Genomic DNA, 26137 nt, shown 5'->3' with positions numbered 1-26137 from the left:
ATGTCCTCCTTAATCTGCGGTATGGCTAGATGGTTTGAGCTTGTATCGGTCATAGAGTTTCTGCAAACTACCATCCTTGCTCCATTTAGTGACCAAGCTATCAAGATAGTTGTTTAGCTCGGTATTTGATTTCTTGGTGACGATACCGTAGTCAGATGGTTTGAAACTATCATTTAGTAGTTCTGTCCGTTTGCTGATGTAGCCAGACAGGATAGAGCGGTCCACAGAAAAGGCATCAATACGGTGAGCGTGAAGGGAAGTAATCAATTCTGGGTAAGAACCAAGCTCAACGAATTTAAAGGTTAGACCTTTCTTTTTACCCAATTCAGTAATCAGGCGTTGGGTGATGGAACCTTGAGCAACCCCAATGGTTTTACCGTTTAGGTCCTCAATACTTTTGATGTTGGCGGATTTATTGACCAAAAAACCAGAAGCGTCCGTATAGTAGGGACTGGTGAAGTTGTATAGTTTTTTACGTTCGTCTGTGATGGTGAAGGTTGCGATATCCATGTCGACCTGTTCATTGTCAAGAAGGGGACCACGGGTTTGAGCGGTAACAGGAACGTAGCGAACCTTGACCTTGAGTTCGTCTGCAATCATCTTGGCCAAGTCCGTTTCGATACCAGAATAAGTCCCTGTCTTGGGGTCCTTGTAGCCAAAATTGGGAACGTCTTGTTTGACACCAACAACCAGTTCACCTCTTTTTTGAATGTCTGCGACGCTGGTATCGGCTTGAGCTGGTTTGGCAGCAGCAAGGCCGAAAAGGCTAATCAATAATGCTGCTAAAAAGAGTTTCTTTTTCATAGGCGCCTCCTTATTTAACTTTGTCACTTTCGTGGTTGATAATTTTGCTGAGGAATTGTTGGGCACGAGGTTCGCTTGGATTGTCAAAAAAGTCATCGACATCTGTCGTGTCTACTAGAACCTCTCCGTCGGCCATAAAGATAATGCGGTCCGCAACTTCACGGGCAAAGCCCATTTCGTGGGTAACGATGATCATATTCATCCCATCATGTGCCAGTTTCTGCATAACTGCTAGAACATCTCCGATGGTTTCAGGGTCAAGAGCAGATGTTGGCTCATCAAAGAGGAGGAGCTCCGGATGCATGGCAAGACCACGAGCAATGGCGATCCGCTGTTTTTGACCACCAGATAGCATAGCTGGATAGGAATCTTTCTTGTCCCACATATTTACAAATTCCAGATATTTTTGGGCTGTTTTTTCAGCTTCTTTTTTATCAATTCCTAGAACTTTAACGGGCGCAAGTGTCACGTTTTCTAACACTGTTTTGTGTGGATAAAGGTTAAAATGTTGAAAAACCATGCCGACTTCCTTACGAAGAGGAACTAAATCTTTCTGACTAGCACCTGCTACTTGGTGTCCATTGACCAGGAGACTTCCTTTGTCAACAGCCTCTAAACCATTGATTGTACGGATAAGAGTGGACTTCCCAGAGCCAGAAGGTCCAAGCAGGACAACAACTTGTCCTTTTTCAAAACGGAGATTGATGTCGCGGAGTGCGTGATAGTCTCCATAATATTTTTCGACGTTTTTAAATTCTACTAAAGTCATGAGAGACCTCCTTTGTGTTAGATTTTATAACATGATTCTACACCAAAAGAATGTTCTTGTCAAATCATATCTGAAAAAAATTCACTAAAATGTTATAAAAAAGCAATCTGAATAGAGAAAAAGCCTAAATCATGTTATAATGAAACGATAGAATTCTTAGAAAGAGTGGATGTCTTTTTGATAACACCTACTTATGAATGGCAGTTTGCCCCGCAGGTTGAAGATGCGGATTTTACAAAGATAGCCAAGAAGGCTGGACTGGGTCCTGAGGTGGCTCGGTTATTATTTGAAAGAGGGATTCAGGATGAGGAAAGTCTCAAGAAGTTTTTAGAACCTTCTTTGGAGGACTTGCATGACCCCTATCTGCTCCATGATATGGACAAGGCAGTGGAACGGATTCGTCAGGCCATTGAAGAAGGGGAAAATATTCTCATTTATGGAGACTACGATGCGGATGGCATGACTTCGGCTTCGATTGTGAAGGAAAGTTTGGAACAGCTTGGCGCGGAGTGCCGTGTTTACCTACCCAATCGTTTTACCGATGGCTATGGTCCCAATGCCAGTGTTTATAAATACTTTATCGAGCAAGAGGGAATTTCCTTGATTGTGACAGTGGACAATGGGGTTGCAGGTCATGAAGCCATTGAACTAGCTCAGACTATGGGTGTGGATGTCATTGTGACCGATCACCATTCCATGCCGGAAAGCCTTCCTGAAGCCTATGCGATTGTCCATCCTGAGCATCCGGATGCGGACTATCCCTTCAAATATTTGGCCGGATGCGGAGTGGCTTTCAAGCTGGCTTGCGCTCTTTTAGAAGAAGTACAAGTGGAGCTACTCGATTTGGTAGCTATCGGAACCATTGCAGATATGGTGAGCTTGACAGATGAAAACCGTATCATGGTTCAATATGGTCTGGAAATGCTGGGGCATACTCAGCGTATCGGTTTGCAAGAAATGCTAGACATGGCTGGGATTGCTGCGAATGAAGTGACAGAAGAAACGGTTGGCTTTCAGATTGCCCCTCGTTTAAATGCCTTGGGGCGATTGGATGATCCTAATCCGGCCATTGATTTGTTGACTGGATTTGACGACGAGGAAGCACATGAGATTGCCCTCATGATTCATCAGAAAAACGAAGAGCGCAAGGAAATCGTTCAGTCAATTTATGAAGAAGCTAAGACCATGGTGGATCCTGAGAAGAAGGTCCAGGTTTTGGCCAAGGAAGGCTGGAATCCTGGCGTTCTGGGTATCGTTGCTGGTCGTTTGTTGGAAGAGCTAGGGCAAACAGTTATCGTTCTTAATATAGAAGATGGTCGTGCCAAGGGTAGCGCTCGTAGTGTGGAAGCAGTCGATATTTTTGAAGCTCTGGATCCTCATCGAGACCTCTTTATCGCCTTTGGCGGCCATGCTGGTGCAGCTGGAATGACGCTGGAAGTTGAGAAACTTTCAGATTTATCTCAGGTTTTAGAAGACTATGTCCGTGAAAAAGGTGCAGATGCTGGTGGCAAGAATAAGTTAAATCTAGATGAAGAGTTGGATTTGGAGACTCTTAGTTTAGAAACGGTTAAAAGCTTTGAACGCTTGGCACCCTTTGGGATGGATAATCAGAAACCTGTCTTTTATATCAAGGATTTTCATGTCGAAAGTGCCCGTACTATGGGAGCAGGCAATGCCCACCTCAAACTAAAAATTTCCAAGGGTGAGGCGAGTTTTGAGGTGGTGGCCTTCGGACAAGGTAGATGGGCGACAGAGTTTGCTCAAACCAAGAATTTAGAATTGGCAGTCACCCTGTCTGTCAACCAATGGAATGGCCAAACTGCCCTCCAGTTGATGATGGTGGATGCACGTGTGGAAGGTGTTCAACTCTTTAACATTCGTGGGAAGAATGCAGTCTTGCCAGAGGGAATTCCAGTCTTGGATTTCTCTGGAGAGGTGCCAGATTTAGCGACTAGTGAAGCGGTTGTTGTGAAAACCATTCCCGAGGATATTACTCTGCTGAAGGCCATTTTTCAGAAACAACATTTCTCTGCTGTCTATTTCAAAAATGACATTGACAAGGCCTACTATCTAACAGGTTATGGGACCAGAGAGCAGTTTGCAAAATTGTACAAGACTATTTACCAGTTCCCAGAGTTTGATATTCGCTACAAGCTTAAGGATTTGGCGACTTATCTCAATATCCAACAAATCTTACTTGTCAAGATGATCCAAGTATTTGAAGAGCTAGGTTTTGTGACGATCAAAGATGGTGTCATGACAGTCAATAAAGAAGCGCCGAAAAGGGAAATTGCTGAAAGTCAGATTTACCAAAATCTCAAACAAACCGTCAAAGACCAAGAAATGATGGCGCTGGGTACCGTGCAAGAAATGTATGATTTTTTGAAAGGATAATCATGAAGTCTTTAAAGAAAATTTCAAGCTGGATTGTTAAAGATAAAGTAATAGTAATATTCTTTTTTGTGTCTTTTTTACCTATATTGTATGCTGTTGTAAAAATTGTTTTAAAAACGCACTTTGGAACTGAAGATTTTGGTATTAATTTGAGAAAAACAATAGACTTTGATTGGTTAGCTTATTATGGGTCAATTATTGGGAGTTATTTGATTGTATATACTCTAAAGAATGAAAATACAAAATATAGGGAAGAAAAACGTGACTCAGTTAGACCAATATTGAATGTTGGATTAAATTATGAACAAATGGGAAGTAAAGATAAACATAAACATACCTCTAATTGTTTAAAAATAGATTCAGAACAAGGCAAGAAACAAGGCAAGAAACAAGGCAAGAATTATATCTGTCAGTATAATTATATAAAGATTAACAAAGAAGATGCTCAAGATGAAGAATCGATTGCTATTCTTATAAAAATTAGAAATATTGGGTTAGGTCATGCCTTAATTGATAAAATAGAATATATAGAAAAAAATGGATCGGGAGGTAATCATAAATTAAAGGCTGAAGAAAGATTTATGATTGATAAGAAAACCTCAAATAATCTACTATTGAAGTTTGACTCAAGAATTGAAGATATTGAAAAGATTAAAATATTTTTTATTGATATTTTAGAAAATAAATATGTCTATGATTTAAAATTAGAAGGAATCAATGATAAAATGAATTTTGTGAATATTGAGGGTAAAAAATTACATTTATTTAGCCTTACCAAGGCATATTTTGAAAGTTATTTTCCAGAGATAGTAGAAAAAGATAGCTAAAGAACCGTCAAATACCAAGAAATGATGGCGCTGGGTACCGTGCAAGAAATGTATGATTTTTTGATGGAGTTATAGATGGAAAGGGACTGAGATGACCTATCTCGGTCTCTTTTTGACGGATAAATGCTTGATGTGGGAGTGGTTGAGAAGACGGTCTTTTGAGTGATTTACTGATGAAAAGATTGGGGGAATGATTCATTTTTATTCTCTTCTATCACTTTATACGATGTCTGCTTTTAAACCTTATGTAGTAAAAGTATAAATTTTTGTAACATGACTAAAATATAACTCTAAACGAACTGACATGTAAATCAAGTATGATTTTCTTATCAAGAAAATATAAGGGGAATCCAGTTATGAAAAAAACAGTTACGAAACTGACTCTTGGTTTGACTTCTACGGCTATTTTAGCTACAGTTGGTGCTCAAACTGTGCACGCGAACTCTTACGTTGTCCAAGACGGTGATTCATTTTATGCCATCGCAACTGCAAACGGCATGGATCCGCATGAGTTGGCAGCTTTGAATGGAAAAACCATCTTTGACACTATCCACCCAGGCGATGTATTGGAAGTGAGTGGTTCCGCTCAGGCTAGCTCAACCTACAGTGCTCCAGCTAGCACTGCGAACGTGGTATCAGATACAGAGGATGTTGTCGAAAAGACTCCGACAAACTATGGAAACTCATACCCTGTTGGTCAGTGTACATGGGGTGTGAAAGAATTGGCGCCTTGGGCTAGCAACTGGTGGGGAAATGCCAACACGTGGGCAATCTACGCGAGTGCTCAAGGCTATAAGACAGGAAGTGTTCCAGTAGTAGGAGCAATCGCCGTTTGGGATGGTGGTGAATATGGACACGTTGCTTATGTAACAGATGTTCAAAGTGAAAACTCCATCCAGGTATTGGAAGCAAACTACAGACGTCAAAAGCAGATTGCAAATTACCGTGGCTTCTTTAATCCTCATGAATTTTTAGGTAACGTCACTTATATCTATCCAAACTAAAGATGATAAAAAGATTTAGAATTTCTAAGTCTTTTTTCTTTTTGAAGAAATTTCCTAACGTTATCCTCTATCTTAGTGGCTAATTGCTGAAAATTTTTTAGATTCTGTAGCGAACAGGAAATTTTCGCTTTTGGATGTAGATAAACCATGTCTTTGTAGGAAATAGTTCTCAAGTCAAGAGGTAAAAGCAAGTTTTTTGAACTAAAAGAAAAATTTAGAGTTCGAGAAAGGTATCTGAAATCAAATTGATTCAGAAAGTCCATAATTTTGATGGTACAATCGTTCTATTATCTTAGATGAAGCCTCCAAAAGAGAAGTCAAAGTAAAAGAATTCGATTCACAGTAGTGACTAATCTCTAGTTAAAAACCGATCTTCGTTTTGAAAATAATCAAAAAAATGGTATAATGTTAGGAAAAGATTCGGCTGGAAGTTTTAGAACTTTTAGAATAAGAGGGTAAATTCGCCCTATAATCAAGATAAATGAAGTTTCGGAGGGAAAATGAGTAATATTAGTTTAACAACACTAGGTGGTGTACGAGAAAATGGTAAAAATATGTACATCGCTGAAATCGATGGTTCTATTTTTGTTTTGGATGCGGGGCTTAAATACCCTGAAAATGAACAACTAGGTGTTGATGTCGTCATTCCAAATATGGACTACCTTTTTGAAAATAGCGATCGTATCGCTGGGGTCTTCTTGACTCACGGACATGCGGATGCCATTGGTGCCCTGCCTTATCTTTTGGCAGAGGCTAAGGTGCCTGTGTTTGGTTCTGAGTTGACCATTGAGTTGGCCAAACTCTTTGTCAAAGGAAATGATACGGTTAAGAAATTCAATGACTTCCATGTGATTGATGAAGATACAGAGATCGACTTTGGAGGGACTGTGGTTTCCTTCTTCCGTACAACTCACTCTATCCCAGAAAGTTTGGGAATAGTCCTGAAAACAGCTGAAGGTAGCATTGTTTACACAGGTGACTTCAAGTTTGACCAGACAGCTAGCGAATCCTATGCGACGGATTTTGCTCGTTTGGCTGAAATCGGTCGTGATGGTGTTTTAGCGCTCCTCAGTGATTCAGCCAATGCAGACAGCAATATCCAGGTGGCGAGCGAGAGTGAAGTTGGAGAGGAAATTACCCAGACCATTGCAGACTGGGAAGGTCGTATCATCGTTGCCGCAGTTGCCAGCAACCTTTCTCGTATCCAGCAGGTTTTTGATGCTGCAGCAGATACAGGTCGCAGAGTTGTTTTGACTGGATTTGATATTGAAAATATCGTCCGCACTGCGATTCGTCTCAAAAAATTATCTCTAGCCAATGAAAGTCTCTTGATTAAACCCAAAGAAATGTCTCGTTTTGAAGACCATGAGTTGATTATCCTTGAGACGGGCCGTATGGGTGAGCCTATTAATGGACTTCGTAAGATGTCCATTGGACGCCACCGCTATGTGGAAATCAAAGATGGGGACTTGGTTTATATCGTAACGACTCCATCTATCGCCAAAGAAGCCGTCATGGCGCGTGTGGAAAACATGATCTACCAAGCTGGTGGTGTGGTGAAACTCATCACCCAAAGCTTGCGAGTATCCGGACACGGGAATGCGCGTGATTTGCAGTTGATGATCAATCTTCTGCAACCAAACTACCTCTTCCCTATCCAAGGGGAGTACCGTGAGTTAGATGCGCATGCCAAGGCTGCCATGGCAGTTGGAATGTTGCCAGAACGCATTTTCATCCCTAAAAAGGGAACGACCATGTCTTATGAACATGGAGACTTTGTTCCAGCTGGAGCAGTTTCTGCAGGGGATGTCTTGATTGACGGAAATGCCATCGGGGATGTTGGAAATGTCGTCCTTCGTGACCGTAAGGTCTTGTCAGAGGATGGGATCTTTATCGTGGCAATCACTGTCAACCGTCGTGAGAAAAAAATTGTGGCCAAGGCCCGTGTTCATACGCGTGGATTTGTTTATCTCAAGAAGAGCCGTGACATTCTCCGTGAAAGTTCAGAATTGATTAACCAAACGGTAGAAGAGTATCTTCAAGGTGATGACTTTGATTGGGCAGATCTCAAAGGCAAGGTTCGTGACAATCTGACCAAGTACCTCTTTGATCAAACCAAGCGTCGTCCAGCAATCTTGCCAGTCGTGATGGAAGCAAAATAATAAGCAGAATACCTACAGAAAAAGTCGAAATTCGGCTTTTTCTTATAGAATAGTAAAAGGAGACAACCATGGCAGTTATGAATATTGAGTATTACTCAGAAATTTTGGGTATGGAGTGGGGCGTTACGGTACTCTATCCAGATGCTAGTCGGGTGACTGAACCAGATTGCACAGATATTCCTGTTCTTTATCTTTTGCATGGAATGTCAGGAAATCAAAATAGCTGGCTCAAACGTACCAATGTCGAGCGCTTGTTGCGTGGAACCAATCTTATTGTCATCATGCCCAATACTAGCAATGGCTGGTACACAGATACTCAGTATGGCTATAACTACTATACTGCTCTAGCAGAAGAACTACCCCAAGTCATGAAACGTTTCTTCCCCAATATGACCAGCAAGCGAGAAAAGACCTTTATAGCTGGTCTCTCCATGGGAGGATATGGTTCCTTCAAACTCGCTCTATCGACAAATCGTTTTTCTCATGCGGCTAGTTTTTCTGGTGCGCTCAGTTTTCAGGAATTTTCTCCTGAAAGTCAGGATCTGGGGTCACTTGCCTACTGGCGAGGAGTTTTTGGAGAGATTAAAGACTGGACAGCTAGTCCTCATTCGCTTGAAAGCATGGCTACAAAATCCGATAAAAAGACTAAACTATGGGCTTGGTGTGGAGAGCAAGACTATCTCTACTCTGCCAATAATCTCGCAGTGAAAAATCTCAAAAAGCTTGGTTTTGAGGTGACCTATAGTCACAGTCCAGGTAAGCACGAGTGGTACTACTGGGAAAAACAATTGGAGCGTTTTTTGGCTGCCTTACCAATTGACTTTGTCTTGGAAGAACGTTTATCTTAGTTTTAGGTTTCTTTCAGCTTTCTTCAGTAAAATAGAGAATCTATCTTGATCAAGGAGAATATGATTTCAAGATAGGTTCTTATTTTTATGAAAGGTGGAGCGTCATGTTCTGGATTATTCGATTATTGTTCCGATTTCTTTTGGGAATTTGGCGTTTCTTCTGGCGTCTGGTTTGGACTGTGGTCATTCTACTGCTCATTGCCTTTGGAGTGGTTTGGTATCTGACAGGTGATTTTCATTCTGCGGTCAATCAGGTTGAAAAAATGAGTAAGATTGGTCAAGGTGGCTGGAATCAGTGGAAGGAGACGGGAACGCTGGAAGTCTTGTCTCAGACAGACAGTCACCAACATGCAGAAGGCAAGTGGGCTCAGGCTTCAGCTCGCATCTATATTGAGCCTCAAATGGATGAGACCTTCCAAGGTGCCTATGCAGAAGCTATAAAAAACTGGAATCAAACGGGAGCCTTTACCTTTGAGGTGGTTGCGGATCCTAGCCAGGCAGATATTGTGGCAAGTGAGATGAATGATGGATCGACCGCTGTAGCTGGTCAAGCCGAGAGTCAAACCAATTTGTTAACCAAACAATTTATATCTGTAACGGTTCGCCTGAATCACTATTATTTATCCAATCCAAACTATGGTTATTCTTATGAACGGATCGTGCACACGGCGGAGCACGAGCTGGGGCATGCCATCGGTTTGGATCATACCAACGAAACTTCTGTCATGCAGCCAGCAGGTTCTTACTATGGAATTCAGCCTCAGGATGTGAAGGCTGTTCAAGAGCTCTATACCAGTAGCGACTAGATGAAGTCGGTGCAATCTTAAAAGAAATCAAAGCTTCTCCAACAAGTGATTGGTGGGGCTTTTTGTTCGTCCTGTTACGGCCTTTTTGCTATAATGGAACTATGAATAACTTGATCAAATCAAAACTAGAGCTCTTGCCGACCAGCCCTGGTTGTTACATTCACAAGGATAAAAATGGCACCATTATCTATGTAGGAAAGGCTAAAAATCTGCGCAACCGTGTGCGCTCCTATTTCCGTGGAAGCTATGATACCAAGACAGAGGCCTTGGTGTCTGAGATTGTGGATTTTGAATTTATCGTCACTGAGTCCAATATTGAGGCACTTCTCCTAGAAATCAACCTGATTAAGGAAAATAAGCCCAAGTACAATATCATGCTCAAGGATGACAAGTCTTATCCCTTCATCAAAATCACCAATGAGCGTTATCCTCGATTGATTATCACCCGTCAGGTCAAAAAGGATGGAGGTCTTTATTTTGGACCTTATCCTGATGTGGGGGCAGCCAATGAAATCAAGCGACTACTGGACCGGATTTTTTCTTTTCGGAAATGTACCAACCCGCCTTCAAAGGTTTGTTTTTACTACCATATTGGCCAGTGTATGGCCCATACCATCTGTAAAAAAGATGAGTCCTATTTTAAGTCCATGGCTCAGGAGGTTTCTGATTTCCTAAAAGGGCAGGATGATAAAATCATTGATGACCTCAAGGGGAAGATGGCATCCGCAGCTCAAAGTATGGAGTTTGAACGTGCGGCGGAATACCGTGACCTGATTCAGGCCATTGGAACGCTTCGGACCAAGCAACGGGTCATGGCGAAAGATTTGCAAAATCGGGACGTCTTTGGTTACTATGTGGATAAGGGCTGGATGTGTGTTCAGGTTTTCTTTGTTCGTCAAGGCAAGCTCATTGAGCGGGATGTCAATCTCTTCCCCTACTACAATGATCCGGATGAGGACTTCTTGACCTATGTGGGACAATTCTATCAAGAAAAATCTCACCTGGTTCCCAATGAGGTGCTGATTCCGCAGGATATCGATGAAGAAGCCGTTAAGGCTTTGGTGGATACCAAGATTTTCAAGCCCCAACGTGGAGAGAAAAAACAATTGGTCAATTTAGCTATAAAGAATGCCCGTGTTAGTCTGGAGCAGAAGTTCAATCTGCTAGAGAAATCTGTTGAAAAGACCCAAGGAGCTATTGAAAATCTGGGACGCTTGCTCCAAATCCCGACCCCAGTCCGTATCGAGTCCTTTGATAACTCTAATATCATGGGAACCAGTCCTGTTTCAGCTATGGTGGTCTTTGTCAATGGCAAACCGAGTAAAAAAGACTACCGAAAGTACAAGATAAAAACGGTTGTTGGCCCAGATGACTATGCTAGTATGCGAGAGGTTATTCGCAGACGTTATGGCCGAGTTCAACGTGATGGTTTAACCCCGCCAGATTTGATTGTCATTGATGGAGGACAAGGGCAAGTCAATATTGCTAAGCAGGTTATTCAAGAAGAGCTGGGTTTGGATATCCCAATTGCAGGTCTGCAAAAGAATGACAAGCACCAAACCCATGAACTGCTCTTTGGAGATCCGCTGGAAGTGGTGGAGTTGTCACGAAACTCTCAGGAATTTTTCCTCCTCCAACGCATCCAAGATGAGGTCCACCGCTTTGCTATCACCTTCCACCGCCAACTGCGCTCAAAGAATTCCTTTTCTTCACAACTGGATGGGATTGAAGGTCTGGGACCTAAACGCAAGCAGAATCTCATGAAGCATTTCAAGTCTCTCACTAAAATCAAGGAAGCCAGTGTGGATGAGATTGTCGAAGTTGGTGTGCCAAGGGCAGTCGCAGAAGCTGTTCAGAGAAAGTTGAACCCTCAGGAAGAAGTGGAGTTGGCTCAAGTGGCGGAAGAGAGAGTAGATTACCAAACGGAAGGAAACTATCATGAACCATAAAATCGCAATTTTATCAGATATTCATGGCAATGCGACGGCGCTAGAAGCAGTAATTGCAGATGCTAAAACTCAAGGAGCCAGTGAATATTGGCTCATGGGAGACATTTTCCTCCCTGGTCCAGGTGCAAATGACTTGGTCGCTCTGTTAAAGGAACTTCCTATCACGACAAGTGTTCGAGGCAATTGGGATGATTGTGTCCTTGAGGCTTTAGATGGGCAATATGGCTTAGAAGACCCACAGGAAGTTCAGCTCTTGCGTATGACACAGTATTTGATGGAGCGAATGGATCCTGCAACGATTGTCTGGCTACGAAGCTTACCTTTGCTAGAAAAGAAAGAAGTTGATGGACTGCGCTTTTCTCTTTCTCATAATTTGCCAAATAAGAACTATGGTGGTGACTTGTCTGTTGGGAATAACACAGATAAATTTGACCAACTCCTAGACGAGGAAACGGACGTGGCAGTCTATGGTCATGTCCACAAGCAGTTGCTTCGTTACGGCAGTCAAGGGCAACAAATCATCAATCCAGGTACGATTGGTATGCCCTATTTTGATTGGGAGGCGTTAAAAAATCACCGTGCCCAGTATGCCGTGATAGAAGTAGAAGATGGGGAATTGGTAAACATTCTATTCCGAAAAGTTGCTTATGACTATGAAGCGGAGTTAGAATTGGCCAAGTCCAAGGGGCTTCCTTTTATCGAAATGTATGAAGAACTACGCCGAGATGACAACTATCGGGGGCACAATCTAGAACTCTTAGCTAGTTTAATTGAAAAGCATGGGTATGTTGAGGATGTGAAGAAATTTTTGGAGGCTATAAAGTCAGAATATAAGGTAGACTAGTTTCTTAAAACCCCTGAAAATTAGTTGGAACTGGATGAGGAAAAATCTGATTTTAATGATAAGTTTAAATCCAGGACTTCATCCGTGTTCCAATTTCTTTCTATGAAAAATCTCTGCAAGCTCTTTCAAAATATGGTAGAATGGATGCAGTAGAATTAGAAAAGGAAATCGATTATGAAATTTCTTGAATTAAATAAAAAACGTCATGCGACTAAGCATTTTACTGATAAACCGGTAGATCCCAAAGATGTGCGTACGGCTATCGAAATCGCAACCTTGGCCCCAAGTGCCCACAACAGCCAGCCATGGAAGTTTGTGGTTGTTCGTGAGAAAAATGCTGAATTGGCAAAATTGGCTTATGGTTCGAACTTTGAGCAGGTATCAGCAGCACCTGTAACCATTGCCTTGTTTACCGACACAGATTTGGCTAAACGTGCTCGTAAGATTGCCCGAGTTGGCGGCGCTAATAACTTTTCTGAAGAGCAACTTCAATATTTTATGAAGAATCTGCCAGCTGAATTTGCGCGTTACAGTGAACAACAAGTCAGCGACTACCTAGCCCTCAATGCAGGTTTGGTTGCCATGAACTTGGTTCTTGCTCTGACAGACCAAGGAATCGGTTCTAACATTATTCTTGGATTTGACAAATCAAAAGCCAACGAAGTTTTGGACATTGAAGACCGTTTCCGCCCAGAACTCTTGATTACGGTAGGTTACACAGACGAAAAATTGGAACCAAGCTACCGCTTGCCAGTGGATGAAATCATCAAGAAAAGATAGAAAGAAGAAAAAATGACAACAATTGATTTTACAGCAGAAGTAGAAAAACGCAAAGAAGACCTCTTGGCTGACTTGTTTAGCCTTTTGGAAATCAACTCAGAACGTGACGATAGCAAGGCCGATGCTGAGCATCCATTTGGACCTGGGCCAGTAAAAGCCTTGGAAAAATTCCTTGAAATCGCAGACCGTGATGGCTATCCAACTAAAAATGTTGATAACTACGCAGGACATTTTGAGTTTGGTGAAGGAGAAGAAGTTCTCGGAATCTTTGCCCACATGGACGTGGTGCCAGCTGGTAGCGGTTGGGACACGGACCCTTATACACCAACTATCAAAGACGGTCGCCTTTATGCGCGTGGTGCTTCAGATGACAAGGGTCCAACAACAGCTTGTTACTATGGTTTGAAAATCATCAAAGAATTGGGGCTCCCAACTTCTAAAAAAGTTCGTTTCATCGTCGGAACAGACGAAGAATCTGGCTGGGCAGACATGGACCACTACTTTGAACATGTAGGACTTGCGAAACCAGACTTTGGTTTCTCTCCAGACGCTGAATTCCCTATTATCAATGGTGAAAAAGGGAATATCACGGAATACCTCCACTTTGCAGGTGAGAATACAGGTGCTGCTCGTCTTCACAGCTTCACAGGTGGTTTGCGTGAAAACATGGTACCTGAATCAGCAACAGCAGTTGTTTCAGGTGACTTGGCTGACTTGCAAGCTAAACTAGATGCTTTTGTTACAGAACACAAACTCAGAGGAGAAATTCAAGAAGAAGCTGGTCGATACAAGGTGACCATTATTGGTAAATCAGCTCATGGTGCTATGCCTGCATCAGGTGTCAATGGTGCGACCTACCTTGCCCTTTTCCTCAGTCAGTTTGACTTTGCAGGACCTGCAAAAGACTACCTCGACATCGCTGGTAAGATTCTCTTGAACGACCATGAGGGTACAAATCTCAAGGTTGCTCATGTGGATGAAAAGATGGGTGCCCTTTCTATGAATGCCGGTGTCTTCCGCTTTGATGCAACAAGTGTTGACAATACCATTGCTCTTAACTTCCGTTATCCAAAAGGAACAAGCCCAGAGCAAATCAAGTCAGTTCTTGAAAACTTGCCAGTTGCTTCTGTTAGCCTTTCTGAACACGGTCACACCCCTCACTATGTGCCAATGGAAGATCCGCTTGTGCAAACCTTGTTGAATGTCTATGAAAAACAAACTGGTCTCCAAGGTCACGAGCAAGTCATCGGTGGTGGTACCTTTGGTCGCTTGCTGGAACGTGGAGTTGCCTACGGTGCTATGTTCCCAGACTCAATCGATACCATGCACCAAGCCAACGAATTTATCGCCTTGGACGATCTCTTCCGAGCAGCAGCAATCTATGCAGAAGCTATTTATGAATTGATCAAATAATACTCAATGAAAATCAAAAAGCAAACTAGGAAGCTAGCCGCAGGTTGCTCAAAACACTGTTTTGAGGTTGCAGATAGAACTGACGAAGTCAGTAACATCTATACGGCAAGGTGAAGCTGACGTGGTTTGAATTTGATTTTCGAAGAGTATAAAACGATAGAAGTCTGAGATTTTAATCTTGGACTTCTTTTTGGAGGGAAAACAGATGTCTCAAATTGAAAGAATCAAGCAAGCCATTATGGCGGATCCACAAAATACCAGCTATACAGAACGCGGAATCGAACCTCTCTTTGCGGCGCCAAAGACAGCTCGCATCAATATTGTCGGTCAGGCTCCTGGACTTAAAACACAAGAAGCTGGGATTTATTGGAAGGATAAGAGTGGCGATCGCTTACGGGACTGGCTTGGTGTTGACGAAGACACCTTTTACAACTCAGGATACTTTGCAGTTCTGCCAATGGATTTTTACTTTCCAGGACATGGTAAGTCAGGCGACCTGCCACCTCGTACAGGTTTCGCAGAAAAATGGCATCCAGAGCTCTTGAAGGAATTGCCCGATATCCAATTAACTCTCTTGATTGGGCAATATGCCCAAGCCTATTATTTACAGGAGAAAATCAGTGGCAAGGTGACAGAGAGGGTAAAACATTACCAGAACTACTTACCAACCTATTTTCCACTAGTTCACCCCTCACCACGAAATCAAATCTGGATGGCTAAGAATCCTTGGTTTGAGTCAGAAGTGGTGCCCGATTTGAAAAAAAGAATTAAAACAATTTTAGGAGAAAAAGAATGAAAGAAATAGCCTTCGATGAATTTTACCAGCTTTACCAGAAAGGGTCCCTTTCCGTTTTAGATGTGAGAGAAGTAGAAGAGTTTGAGACGCTTCATTTAGAAGGTGTTCAGAATCTTCCGCTCAGTCAATTGGCTGATACTTATGATCAGTTGGATAAGGACCTCTTGCATTATGTCATTTGCAAATCTGGTATGAGATCAGCGCGTGCTTGTCAATTTCTAGCTGAACAGGGTTATGACGTTATCAATGTCCAAGGTGGAATGACGGCCTTTGAAAATCTTTAAACCTCTATGGTGATAGACCCTAATCTTCCCTTGCTCGGTTCCAACTGAGTGAGGGATTTTGTTTTTAGATAATTCTTATTTTTAAAAATATTGAAAACATTCAATGATTAATTTTGGATACTTTTTTCAGAGTCTTAATCATGGTATACTAGGTCAGTATTTTAGAAATATGAAGGAGATTATTATGGCTAAAAAAGGTGCCCTAACAGGCTTGCTCCTGTTCGGAATATTTTTTGGTGCGGGGAACTTGATTTTTCCGCCTTCTCTAGGTGCCCTATCTGGAGAACAGTTTCTTCCTGCCATCGCAGGTTTTGTATTTTCGGGTGTCGGGATTGCAGTCCTAACGCTCATCATCGGAACGCTTAATCCTAAAGGATACATTTATGAGATTTCTAAGAAAATCTCACCTTGGTTTGCGACTCTTTATCTTGCAGTCCTCTATCTATCGATTGGTCCCTTCTTTGCCATTCCGCGTACAGCCACAACAGCTTATGAAGTTGGGATTAGCCCTCTCTTGTCTGAAGCAAATAAAGGCCTAGGATTGATTGTCTTTACTGTGTTGTATTTTGCAGCAGCCTATCTGATTTCACTCAATCCATCAAAGATTTTGGATCGAATCGGACGTATCTTGACGCCAGTCTTTGCTTTGTTGATCGTTATCTTGGTTGTACTAGGTGCCTTTAAATATGGTGGAAGCAGTCCCCAAGCGGCTTCAGATGCTTATCAAGCGTCTGCCTTTGGTACAGGTTTCCTAGAGGGGTATAACACCTTGGATGCCCTAGCCTCAGTGGCTTTTAGTGTGATTGCTGTTCAAACCTTGAAACAACTTGGATTTTCAAGTAAGAAAGAATACATCTCAACTATTTGGGTGGTTGGTATCGTTGTAGCTCTTGCCTTTAGCGCTCTTTACATTGGTTTAGGATTCCTTGGAAATCATTTCCCAGTACCGGCAGAAGCCATGAAGGGTGGAACTCCTGGTGTCTATATCTTGTCACAAGCAACCCAGGAAATCTTTGGTTCAACGGCTCAGCTCTTCCTTGCTGCCATGGTAACTGTAACCTGCTTCACAACGACAGTTGGCTTGATCGTATCTACAGCTGAGTTCTTTAACGGACGCTTCCCACAAATCAGCTACAAGGTCTATGCAACTGCCTTTACCATGATTGGATTTGCCATTGCTAATCTTGGTCTTGATGCAATCATTAAGTACTCAGTGCCAGTACTGGTAATCTTGTACCCAATCACCATCTCCATTGTGATGATCGTGATTGTTAATAAGTTTGTACCCCTATCAAAACCGGGTATGCAACTAACAATGGGAGTTGTCACAGCAATCGCTCTTGCAAGTGTTCTTGGAAGCTCCTTTAAGATTGAGTTTCTTGAAAATCTGATTAATGCCCTTCCGTTTGCGTCAGCCTCTCTTCCATGGCTAGTGCCAGCTATTATCGGAATCTTGCTTTCATTGGTTCTACCAAACAAACAAGAGAGTGATGTTTTTGAGATGGAATAAAAAAACCTTGGCATAAGCCGAGGTTTTTTATTTTTGTAAAAGACACTTAGTTAGTTTTTTCAGTATATCCAAGATCTTTTAACATTTTCTTAGAAGCAGTAAAGCTAACATAGTTACCTACGCCTGAGTATTCTTCTGGTAAGGCTTTTCTAAGTTCGTCAATACTTGCGACTGTGAAGTCGACTTCAGCATCTTGAACGACCTTTCCATCTTTGATTTTGATGCTATGAGTAACACCTTTGAGGCCTTGATATCCTTTATAAGTTTTTTCAACAAATGCTTTAAGAGTTTCAGCAGTAGTATCAAGAGCCTCTGGATCATAGACATTATGACCTGATTGTTTCAATACTTTGTCTCCATCTACAGTGTAGGTTAAAGTAGAATTAAAGCCAGTACGAGTATCATTTACAAAGGTCACAGTTTTTACTTCAGATTTGTTTTCTGTAGCTTGCTGGCTAGTAGATTCTACCTGAGTAGTTTCACTTTTTGCTGAGCTAGTTGATGAGGTTGTTGATTGTTTTGAACATCCCAATAAGATAGCTAATGGTAGAGCTATACAAAGAGTCATTTTAAAATATTTGTTCATGTCTTTTCCTTTCATAATCAAAGTATTTTGTATTATAACATGATTCTACTACAAAATCAACTAGACCTCCCCTCTCATCTGACTTGACATGACAATGAACAGAAACTAGTCTGACGATTAAAGTTTTGTCTCTATTTGTTTCAAAAATCTTTTATCATATGGCTTTATAAGGGTGTGAAGTTTTAAATGCACTTTTTATGGGATTTGGAGGAATCTATTGAACTCATCGGTTAGGGATGTAACAAAATACCCCAAGAGTCAGAGTTGTGTCTAACTTTTGGGGTGGACCTACACTAGTCTATATGAAATTTTGGGAGATTAGTTCGTCTTCTCTGTGAATCCCATTTTTTCCAGTGCTTTTTTAGAATTTGAGAAACTGACACGATTACCGATACCAGAATATTCTTCAGGAAGTGCTTTTCTAAGTTCGCTAATGCTTGCAACTGAGAAGTCAACTTCTAGATCTTGAACAACTTTTCCATCTTTGATTTCAATCGTTTGTTTAACACCTTTGAGTCCATTATAACCTTTGTACTTTTCTTCGATAAAACTCTTGACATCTTCTGGAGTTGCACCAAGGATTTCAGGATCAGCAATGTTATGAGCTGATTGCTTGATAACATTGTCGCCGTCTACAGTATAAACCAAGGTAGAAGTGATTCCAGAATTGCTTTTGTTGACAAAAGTATGTGTCTTAGTTGTTTCTTTCTTTTCAGATGATTGTTTGCTGCTTTGTTTGCTCTCACTTGACTGAGTTGTTGTGTCTTCTTTAGTACTGCTAGCAGTTGTTGATGCTTGTTTGGAACATCCGAGCAGGAGGACAAGTGAAGCCACAAGGGCTAGTGATACTTTAAAGTATGATTTCATATTTGTTACTTTCCTTTCATAATCAAAGTATTTGTATTATAACATGGATCTATAGTGAAAGCAACTAAACACAGTTTTTCTCCTTTTGAGAAGGAGTCTGACTAGAAAAATGTTATAATGGTAGGAAAGAGGTGAAGAAATGAATCAGACTATAAACTATATCAAAGAACTAACCGCAATTGCATCTCCGACGGGCTTTACTCGTGAGATCTCAGACTATCTAGTCCATACTTTAGAAGAGCTTGGTTACCAGCCTGTTCGCACAGCCAAGGGTGGTGTCAATGTTACTATTAAAGGTCAAAATGATGACCAACACCGCTATGTGACTGCCCATGTGGATACGCTGGGTGCTATTGTCCGTGCTGTCAAACCAGATGGCCGTCTCAAATTGGATCGTATCGGTGGTTTCCCTTGGAACATGATTGAAGGGGAGAACTGTACGGTTCATGTGGCTAGCACAGGTCAAACGGTATCTGGGACCATCCTCATCCATCAAACTTCTTGCCATGTCTACAAAGATGCAGGAACTGCTGAACGCACACAGGACAATATGGAAGTGCGTTTGGACGAAAAAGTAACCAATGAAAAGGAAACGCGTGCCTTGGGCATCGAGGTTGGCGACTTTATCAGTTTTGACCCGCGAACTGTCGTGACAGAGACTGGTTTTATCAAGTCCCGTCATTTGGATGACAAGGTCAGCGCAGCAATTTTGCTCAATCTTCTTCGTGTTTATAAGGAAGAGGGGATTGCATTGCCAGTAACAACTCATTTTGCTTTTTCAGTCTTCGAAGAGGTTGGTCACGGTGCCAACTCCAATATTCCAGCTCAGGTAGTGGAATATCTAGCTGTGGATATGGGAGCTATGGGCGATGACCAGCAGACGGATGAGTATACAGTTTCTATCTGTGTCAAGGACGCTTCAGGTCCCTATCACTATGACTTCCGTCAACACTTGGTAACTTTGGCGAAGGAGCAAGATATTCCTTTTAAGCTCGACATTTATCCATTTTACGGTTCGGATGCTTCAGCGGCTATGTCAGCAGGAGCAGAGGTCAAACACGCCCTCCTTGGAGCTGGTATTGAGTCCAGTCACTCTTACGAACGAACACATATTGATTCGGTCGTGGCGACAGAGCGTATGGTAGACGCCTATCTCAAGAGCACCTTGGTAGAATAATATGTGCTTGATTTGTCAAAGAATTGAATGGATCAAGGCAGGGGAAAATCCCTACTTTGTAAAAGAACTAGAAACAGGCTATGTTGTTATTGGAGATCACCAATACTTTAAGGGCTATACCTTATTTCTGGCAAAAGAGCATGTCACAGAACTCCACCATATGGAGACTTCTGTAAAACTTCGCTTTTTAGAGGAAATGAGTTTGGTCCAAGAAGCAGTCGCCAAAGTATTTGAGGCTGAAAAGATGAATATTGAACTCCTAGGAAATGGTGATGCCCACGCTCATTGGCATCTCTTTCCACGAAGAACAGGTGATATGAAGGGTCATGGATTGAATGGCCGTGGTCCAGTCTGGTGGGTACCCTGGGAAGAAATGGCGGCAGAAGATTGCCAAGTGAAATCCCATGAGTTGGAACAAATGATTAAAGCCTTATCCGATGAATTAGAGAAGCACTTGGTATAAGAGAGGAAGAAAAAATGAAAAAAAGATACATCGTTTTATCTGGTTTGCTGGCAGTAACCCTAGCAGCATGTTCTCAAGAAAATCCTAAAAATGAAGAAAACACTCAAAAAACAGAACAAACTAGTCAACCTGAAGGAACTGTAGGGAGCAAATCTCAAGCCTCTAGTCAGAAGAAGGCAGAAGTTGTCAATAAGGGAGACTACTATAGTATTCAAGGGAAGTACGATGAAATCGTCATAGCTAATAAGCACTATCCTTTGTCAAAAGACTATAACCCAGGAGAAAATCCAACAGCTAAAGCGGAGTTGCTGAAACTCATTGCAGCAATGCAAGCAGCTGGCTACCCAATCAGCGATCACTACAGTGGTTTTAGAAGTTATGAAACCCAAACCAAACTTTATCAAGACTATGTGAATCAAGACGGGAAGGAAGCAGCTGATCGCTACTCAGCTCGACCAGGTTATAGTGAACACCAAACAGGTCTTGCATTTGACCTTATTGGGACAGATGGAGATTTAGTTACTGAAGAAAAGGCGGCCCAGTGGCTCTTGGATCATGCGGCTGACTATGGCTTTGTTGTTCGCTATCTCAAAGGCAAGGAAAAGGAGACTGGCTACATGGCCGAGGAATGGCATCTCCGCTACGTCGGAAAAGAAGCCAAAGAAATTGCTGCAAGTGGTCTCAGTTTGGAAGAATACTATGGCTTTGAAGGCGGAGATTACGTCGATTAAAAAAGTAATTTTTCTCTTGCATTTTTAGATAAATAGTGTATAATAGAAAGGTGTGTGTAAAGCATACTTGTGGGAGGTAAAAATCTTACATTACCGCCAAAACCACAAAGGAGGATTTAAAAATGGCTAAAAAAGTCGAAAAACTTGTAAAATTGCAAATCCCTGCTGGTAAAGCTACACCAGCTCCACCGGTTGGACCTGCTCTTGGTCAAGCTGGTATCAACATCATGGGATTCACAAAAGAGTTCAACGCTCGTACAGCTGACCAAGCTGGTATGATCATTCCAGTTGTTATCTCAGTATACGAAGACAAATCATTTACTTTCGTTACAAAAACACCACCAGCTGCTGTTCTTTTGAAAAAAGCTGCAGGTGTTGAAAAAGGATCAGGTACACCTAACAAAACTAAAGTTGCTACAGTTACTCGTGCACAAGTACAAGAAATTGCAGAAACTAAGATGCCAGATTTGAACGCAGCAAACATTGAGTCTGCAATGCGTATGATCGAAGGTACTGCTCGTTCTATGGGATTCACTGTTGTTGACTAATCAATAACACAGTAGAAAATCTCACAGCAGTCTATTAGTTGCTTTTCATACTAGGCCAGTGACTGACGCTTGTACTTGGGTACAGTAAAGGAACTTAACGAAGTAGGAAAAGAAAATCAATAGACTGAATACCCGCAAGACTTCATCATTTCGAGAAGTGACGTGGGAGATGAAAATCGATTGAACCACTTACAAGGAGAATAGAAAATGGCTAAAAAAAGCAAACAACTTCGTGCTGCTCTTGAAAAAATCGACAGCACAAAAGCATACAGTGTAGAAGAGGCTGTAGCACTTGCAAAAGAAACTAACTTTGCAAAATTTGACGCAACTGTAGAAGTTGCTTACAACTTGAACATCGACGTTAAAAAAGCTGACCAACAAATCCGTGGCGCAATGGTATTGCCAAACGGTACTGGTAAAACTTCACGCGTTCTTGTTTTTGCACGTGGTGCAAAAGCTGAAGAAGCAAAAGCTGCTGGTGCAGACTTTGTTGGTGAAGATGACCTTGTTGCGAAAATCAACGACGGTTGGTTGGACTTCGACGTAGTTATCGCTACACCTGACATGATGGCTCTTGTTGGACGTCTTGGACGTGTCCTTGGACCACGTAACTTGATGCCAAACCCTAAGACTGGTACTGTAACAATGGATGTTGCTAAAGCAGTTGAAGAGTCTAAAGGTGGTAAGATTACTTACCGTGCTGACCGTGCAGGTAACGTTCAAGCAATCATCGGTAAAGTATCATTTGAAGCTGAAAAATTGGTTGAAAACTTCAAAGCTTTCAACGAAACAATCCAAAAAGCAAAACCAGCTACAGCTAAAGGAACTTACGTAACAAACTTGACAATCACAACTACTCAAGGTGTTGGTATCAAGGTTGACGTAAACTCACTTTAATTAACAGATTTTTAAAAACGAGTACGAAAGTGCTCGTTTTTTTAGGTACGACGGACATTCCGTTCATCTGAGGTGTAAGTCCTCTGTGGGTACCATATATTAGTAAAGCCAAAAGTGATTCCCAAGCCTGACTATTGTGAGTAGCTGATCGAACGGCATTAGGATAGACTGTTTAAGTCTGACGTTGGAAATAAGAATCGGCAGAGAAAGAGATAGAGAAATCTTGGCTATACGAATAGGCACGTGATAGTAAAGCGTATATAGCGGATAAGAAGGCCAGCAACTCTAAAGTACAAATATGTAGGCGTAACCTATATGCGTAAACTACGTGAGCAATTGAATTCGAACTAGAGAGGTGATTAATAGATTTATGCTATAGTCATGGTAGCTTGTATGCTTTTGATTCTAGTTTATCAAATAATAGATTAGAATTGTCAGACAATATAATTTTATGTTATAATGAAGAAAAAATAGAGGTGTTCAAATGTCAGAAGCAGGTCATAAGTTTTTAGCAAAACTGGGGAAAAAACGCTTACGTCCAGGTGGAAAACGTGCTACAGATTGGTTAATTACGGAAGGAGGATTTTCAAAAGAAAAGAGAATACTAGAGGTTGCGTGCAATAGGGGAACTACAGCAATTGAGTTAGCACAGCGTTTTGGTTGTAAGATAACTGCTGTTGATATGGATGGACAAGCCTTAGAAGTGGCTAAAAAATCTGCTGAAACGGCAGGTGTTGGTCATTTGATCAGATTTGAAAGAGCAAATGCAATGAAACTTCCTTATGGAGATGCTAGTTTTGATATTGTTATAAATGAAGCTATGCTGACTATGCAAGCCGATCAAGCTAAGAAAAAATGTGTAATGGAGTATCTGAGGATTTTAAAACCTGAAGGTCTTCTTTTGACACATGATGTGCTTCTTAAGGAAGCTAAAGAGTCTGTCAGACAGGAATTGTCACAAGCAATTCATGTAAATGTAGGTCCTTTAACTCAAGATGGTTGGGAACAGGTGATGATAGAATCAGGTTATCGTGATGTGAAAATATTGACTGGTGAAATGACATTAATGAAATTATCAGGTATGATTTATGACGAAGGTTGGCTAGGAACTTTGAAAATTTGCGTAAATGCTTGTAAAAAGGAGAATAGAAAGCAGTTTTTAACTATGTATAAAATGTTTGCTAAGAATAAACAGAAATTGGGCTTTATTGCTATGGCTAGTTATAAATCGTCAAATCGTTAGATAATTATTGAAGTTAACTTTTCCTTTTTTCTTTCTTAAAAAATATGCTATAATAGAGAGTAAAAAACTTTGAAAGAAAGAAAAAGATGAATTTAAAAGATTATATCGCAACGATTGAAAACTATCCTAAAGAAGGCATCACCTTCCGTGATATCAGCCCTTTGATGGCAGATGGAAATGCATATAGCTACGCTGTTCGTGAAATTGTTCAGTATGCAACCGATAAAAAAATCGACATGATCGTGGGTCCAGAGGCTCGTGGATTTATTGTTGGCTGCCCAGTTGCTTTTGAGTTGGGAATTGGCTTTGCACCTGTTCGTAAACCAGGGAAATTACCACGTGAAGTGATTTCTGCTGACTATGAGAAAGAGTACGGTATTGATACCTTGACCATGCATGCTGATGCGATCAAGCCAGGCCAACGTGTTCTCATCGTAGATGATCTTTTGGCAACAGGCGGAACTGTCAAGGCAACGATTGAGATGATTGAAAGACTTGGTGGAGTTGTAGCCGGTTGTGCTTTCTTGATTGAGTTGGATGAGCTTAAAGGCCGTGAAAAAATCGGAGACTACGATTACAAGGTTCTTATGCATTATTAATGAAAACAGTCCTTGGGGCTGTTTTCTCTTCATCTGCTATATAAATTAACTATAGCTAGTTAGAGAAAAACTATAATTGAAAACTATATCTTCATACAGTATAATAAAGGGAAGAAGTATTTGGAGGTTTTTACTTTCAAACAGACAACATCATTCCCGAAATAGAGAACTGTTAGGAGGGTATTATGCCGATTCGAATTGATAAAAAATTACCAGCTGTGGAGATTTTAAGGACAGAAAATATCTTTGTTATGGATGACCAACGGGCCGCTCATCAGGATATTCGCCCCTTGAAGATTCTGATTTTAAATCTCATGCCTCAAAAAATGGTAACAGAAACGCAACTCTTACGGCATTTGGCTAATACACCTTTGCAATTAGATATTGATTTCTTATATATGGAAACACATCGTTCCAAGACAACCCGTTCCGAACATATGGAAACCTTCTATAAGACCTTTCCAGAGGTCAAGGATGACTTTTTTGATGGACTGATTATCACAGGAGCACCAGTAGAGCATTTACCTTTTGAAGAGGTAGATTACTGGGAGGAATTCAAGCAGGTCATCGAATGGTCCAAGACGCATGTGTTTTCAACCCTCCATATCTGTTGGGGAGCTCAAGCAGGTCTTTATGTTCGCTATGGCGTTGAAAAGCACCAGATGGATCGGAAACTATCAGGAATTTATCCACAGGACACCTTGAAAGAAGGGCACCTTCTTTTTAGAGGTTTTGATGATCGCTATGTAGCTCCTCATTCTCGTCATACAGAGATTTTAAAAGAAGAAATCTTAAATAAGACCAATCTGGAGATCCTGTCAGAAGGTCCTGAGGTTGGGGTTTCTATCCTGGCTAGTCGAGATTTGCGTGAAATTTATAGTTTTGGTCATTTGGAGTACGATCGTGACACTTTGGCAAGAGAGTATTTTCGTGATTATGAGGCGGGACTCGACCCTCATATCCCAGAGAACTACTTTAAAAATGATGATGTAAATGAGACGCCCTGTCTCTGTTGGTCTTCATCAGCTGCCCTCTTTTTCAGCAATTGGGTAAACTATGCAGTTTATCAAGAAACCCCTTTTGACTGGAGAAAGGTAGAGGATGATGCGGCTGCATTTGGATATTTATAAGAGGAATTATGACATATTTTGACGCTTTTAAATCAGGGAACTTGGTTTTACCAAGTGCCCTGCTCTTGCATTTTAAGGAACTCTTTCCTTCCAGCGAAGATTTTCTCGTCTGGCAATTTTTCTATTTACAAAATACCACAGCCTTAGGAGATGTTTCACCTAGTCAGATTGCTGAAATCATTGGGAAAGAGGTGGCAGATGTCAACCAATCCATTTCGAATTTGACTGAAATTGGTTTGCTACAATATCGGACCATTGAACTAAATGGGGAAATTGAGCTGATTTTTGATGCTAGTTTGGCTTTTGAACGCTTGGATAGCTTGCTAGATAGACAAACTCCAGCTACAACTGCCCCAAACCCGCAGAATCAGTTGAAGGATCTGGTTGAAACTTTTCAGCAGGAATTGGGACGCTTATTAACACCATTTGAAATCGAAGATCTTTCTAAGACTGTCAAAGAAGACGGAGTTAAGGCGGATTTGATCAAGGAAGCTCTCCGAGAAGCCGTTCTCAATGGCAAGCCAAACTGGAAATATATTCAGGCCATCCTTCGGAATTGGCGCCATGAGGGCATTCAATCTGTTGCCCAAGTAGAGGCCAAACGAGCAGAGCGAGAAGCCAACAATCCCAAACAAGTTCAGGCTTCGGCTGATTTCCTTGATGCCATGAATTTGTGGCAAGATTAGTCGCTTGAAAAATCTTGAAA

The 26137-nt window shown here is 41.4% G+C and carries 26 protein-coding genes; 22 read left to right on the top strand and 4 right to left on the bottom strand.

What is annotated here, in order from left to right:
- Positions 1 to 9: 9 nt before the first annotated feature.
- Both D8844_RS01590 and D8844_RS01585 read right to left on the bottom strand, forming a co-directional pair.
- Positions 10 to 804: a transporter substrate-binding domain-containing protein gene (locus D8844_RS01590; RefSeq protein WP_125421361.1), complete on the bottom strand. Its 795-nt coding sequence runs from the start codon at positions 802 to 804 to the stop codon at positions 10 to 12.
- A gap of 10 nt (positions 805 to 814) precedes the next feature.
- Positions 815 to 1573, bottom strand: a complete 759-nt coding sequence (locus D8844_RS01585; protein WP_125421358.1) for an amino acid ABC transporter ATP-binding protein — start codon at positions 1571 to 1573, stop codon at positions 815 to 817.
- 177 nt (positions 1574 to 1750) lie between these two features.
- On the opposite strand from D8844_RS01585, the gene recJ reads away from it, so the two are divergent.
- The 13 genes from recJ to brnQ all read left to right on the top strand — a co-directional run bounded on the left by recJ (position 1751) and on the right by brnQ (position 17190).
- On the top strand, positions 1751 to 3967 hold the full coding sequence (gene recJ, locus D8844_RS01580; protein WP_312023104.1) for a single-stranded-DNA-specific exonuclease RecJ: 2217 nt from the start codon (positions 1751 to 1753) through the stop codon (positions 3965 to 3967).
- Between the two features lie 2 nt (positions 3968 to 3969).
- Entirely contained in the window at positions 3970 to 4794 is an 825-nt protein-coding gene (locus tag D8844_RS01575) for a hypothetical protein (RefSeq protein ID WP_070683356.1), read from the top strand.
- A gap of 356 nt (positions 4795 to 5150) precedes the next feature.
- Positions 5151 to 5798 (top strand): COG3942 and LysM peptidoglycan-binding domain-containing protein, encoded by a 648-nt coding sequence (locus D8844_RS01570; protein WP_000754477.1) that lies wholly within the window; start codon positions 5151 to 5153, stop codon positions 5796 to 5798.
- 500 nt (positions 5799 to 6298) lie between these two features.
- The gene (locus tag D8844_RS01565; RefSeq protein WP_049484793.1) at positions 6299 to 7960 is read left to right on the top strand and encodes a ribonuclease J; all 1662 of its coding nucleotides are present in this window, start codon (positions 6299 to 6301) and stop codon (positions 7958 to 7960) included.
- Positions 7961 to 8028: 68 nt separating this feature from the next.
- Positions 8029 to 8808: an alpha/beta hydrolase gene (locus D8844_RS01560; protein WP_049477615.1), complete on the top strand. Its 780-nt coding sequence runs from the start codon at positions 8029 to 8031 to the stop codon at positions 8806 to 8808.
- Between the two features lie 104 nt (positions 8809 to 8912).
- Entirely contained in the window at positions 8913 to 9614 is a 702-nt protein-coding gene (locus D8844_RS01555; RefSeq protein WP_125421352.1) for a M57 family metalloprotease, read from the top strand.
- A gap of 101 nt (positions 9615 to 9715) precedes the next feature.
- The gene (uvrC, locus tag D8844_RS01550) at positions 9716 to 11563 is read left to right on the top strand and encodes an excinuclease ABC subunit UvrC (protein ID WP_125421349.1); all 1848 of its coding nucleotides are present in this window, start codon (positions 9716 to 9718) and stop codon (positions 11561 to 11563) included.
- Complete coding sequence (locus D8844_RS01545; protein WP_125421346.1) at positions 11553 to 12407, top strand: metallophosphoesterase family protein; 855 nt, start codon at positions 11553 to 11555, stop codon at positions 12405 to 12407. The genes uvrC and D8844_RS01545 overlap by 11 nt, the downstream gene beginning before the upstream one ends.
- Before the next feature lie 174 nt (positions 12408 to 12581).
- Entirely contained in the window at positions 12582 to 13187 is a 606-nt protein-coding gene (locus D8844_RS01540) for a nitroreductase family protein (protein WP_125421343.1), read from the top strand.
- A gap of 12 nt (positions 13188 to 13199) precedes the next feature.
- A complete protein-coding gene (pepV, locus tag D8844_RS01535; RefSeq protein ID WP_125421340.1) occupies positions 13200 to 14600 on the top strand; it encodes a dipeptidase PepV in 1401 nt (466 codons plus the stop codon).
- A gap of 205 nt (positions 14601 to 14805) precedes the next feature.
- Positions 14806 to 15396: a uracil-DNA glycosylase family protein gene (locus D8844_RS01530; RefSeq protein ID WP_000078134.1), complete on the top strand. Its 591-nt coding sequence runs from the start codon at positions 14806 to 14808 to the stop codon at positions 15394 to 15396.
- The gene (locus tag D8844_RS01525; protein ID WP_049484788.1) at positions 15393 to 15680 is read left to right on the top strand and encodes a rhodanese-like domain-containing protein; all 288 of its coding nucleotides are present in this window, start codon (positions 15393 to 15395) and stop codon (positions 15678 to 15680) included. Before D8844_RS01530 ends, D8844_RS01525 begins: the two co-directional genes overlap by 4 nt.
- Before the next feature lie 184 nt (positions 15681 to 15864).
- Complete coding sequence (gene brnQ / locus D8844_RS01520) at positions 15865 to 17190, top strand: branched-chain amino acid transport system II carrier protein (protein ID WP_185755928.1); 1326 nt, start codon at positions 15865 to 15867, stop codon at positions 17188 to 17190.
- 46 nt (positions 17191 to 17236) lie between these two features.
- On the opposite strand, the gene D8844_RS01515 is transcribed toward brnQ, so the two are convergent.
- Together D8844_RS01515 and D8844_RS01510 are read right to left on the bottom strand one after the other, a co-directional pair.
- Positions 17237 to 17776 (bottom strand): DUF1307 domain-containing protein, encoded by a 540-nt coding sequence (locus D8844_RS01515; protein WP_049551993.1) that lies wholly within the window; start codon positions 17774 to 17776, stop codon positions 17237 to 17239.
- Between the two features lie 318 nt (positions 17777 to 18094).
- The gene (locus D8844_RS01510) at positions 18095 to 18643 is read right to left on the bottom strand and encodes a DUF1307 domain-containing protein (protein ID WP_125421338.1); all 549 of its coding nucleotides are present in this window, start codon (positions 18641 to 18643) and stop codon (positions 18095 to 18097) included.
- A 139-nt stretch (positions 18644 to 18782) separates the two neighbouring features.
- Between D8844_RS01510 and D8844_RS01505 the strand changes: the two genes are divergently transcribed.
- The 9 genes from D8844_RS01505 to D8844_RS01465 all read left to right on the top strand — a co-directional run bounded on the left by D8844_RS01505 (position 18783) and on the right by D8844_RS01465 (position 26117).
- Positions 18783 to 19820: a M42 family metallopeptidase gene (locus D8844_RS01505; RefSeq protein ID WP_001076927.1), complete on the top strand. Its 1038-nt coding sequence runs from the start codon at positions 18783 to 18785 to the stop codon at positions 19818 to 19820.
- Between the two features lies 1 nt (position 19821).
- Complete coding sequence (locus D8844_RS01500; protein ID WP_125421335.1) at positions 19822 to 20283, top strand: HIT family protein; 462 nt, start codon at positions 19822 to 19824, stop codon at positions 20281 to 20283.
- Between the two features lie 14 nt (positions 20284 to 20297).
- A complete protein-coding gene (ldcB, locus tag D8844_RS01495) occupies positions 20298 to 21014 on the top strand; it encodes an LD-carboxypeptidase LdcB/DacB (RefSeq protein WP_125421332.1) in 717 nt (238 codons plus the stop codon).
- Positions 21015 to 21136: 122 nt separating this feature from the next.
- The gene (gene rplK / locus D8844_RS01490) at positions 21137 to 21562 is read left to right on the top strand and encodes a 50S ribosomal protein L11 (protein WP_001085808.1); all 426 of its coding nucleotides are present in this window, start codon (positions 21137 to 21139) and stop codon (positions 21560 to 21562) included.
- Between the two features lie 207 nt (positions 21563 to 21769).
- Entirely contained in the window at positions 21770 to 22459 is a 690-nt protein-coding gene (rplA, locus tag D8844_RS01485; protein ID WP_001085675.1) for a 50S ribosomal protein L1, read from the top strand.
- Positions 22460 to 22943: 484 nt separating this feature from the next.
- On the top strand, positions 22944 to 23702 hold the full coding sequence (locus tag D8844_RS01480) for a class I SAM-dependent methyltransferase (RefSeq protein WP_001287243.1): 759 nt from the start codon (positions 22944 to 22946) through the stop codon (positions 23700 to 23702).
- Between the two features lie 86 nt (positions 23703 to 23788).
- Positions 23789 to 24301 (top strand): adenine phosphoribosyltransferase, encoded by a 513-nt coding sequence (locus tag D8844_RS01475; RefSeq protein WP_001049316.1) that lies wholly within the window; start codon positions 23789 to 23791, stop codon positions 24299 to 24301.
- Positions 24302 to 24486: 185 nt separating this feature from the next.
- Positions 24487 to 25431, top strand: coding sequence for a homoserine O-acetyltransferase MetA (metA, locus tag D8844_RS01470; RefSeq protein WP_125421329.1), 945 nt, complete (start codon positions 24487 to 24489; stop codon positions 25429 to 25431).
- 8 nt (positions 25432 to 25439) lie between these two features.
- The gene (locus D8844_RS01465; protein ID WP_125421326.1) at positions 25440 to 26117 is read left to right on the top strand and encodes a DnaD domain-containing protein; all 678 of its coding nucleotides are present in this window, start codon (positions 25440 to 25442) and stop codon (positions 26115 to 26117) included.
- Positions 26118 to 26137 lie beyond the last annotated feature (20 nt).

Origin of the sequence: Streptococcus oralis (assembly GCF_003942875.1) — a bacterium.
In the GTDB taxonomy this organism is placed as follows: domain Bacteria; phylum Bacillota; class Bacilli; order Lactobacillales; family Streptococcaceae; genus Streptococcus; species Streptococcus oralis_BX.
The sequence above is the reverse complement of the archived record's forward strand: the minus strand, read 5'-3'. Positions and strand labels throughout refer to the sequence as shown.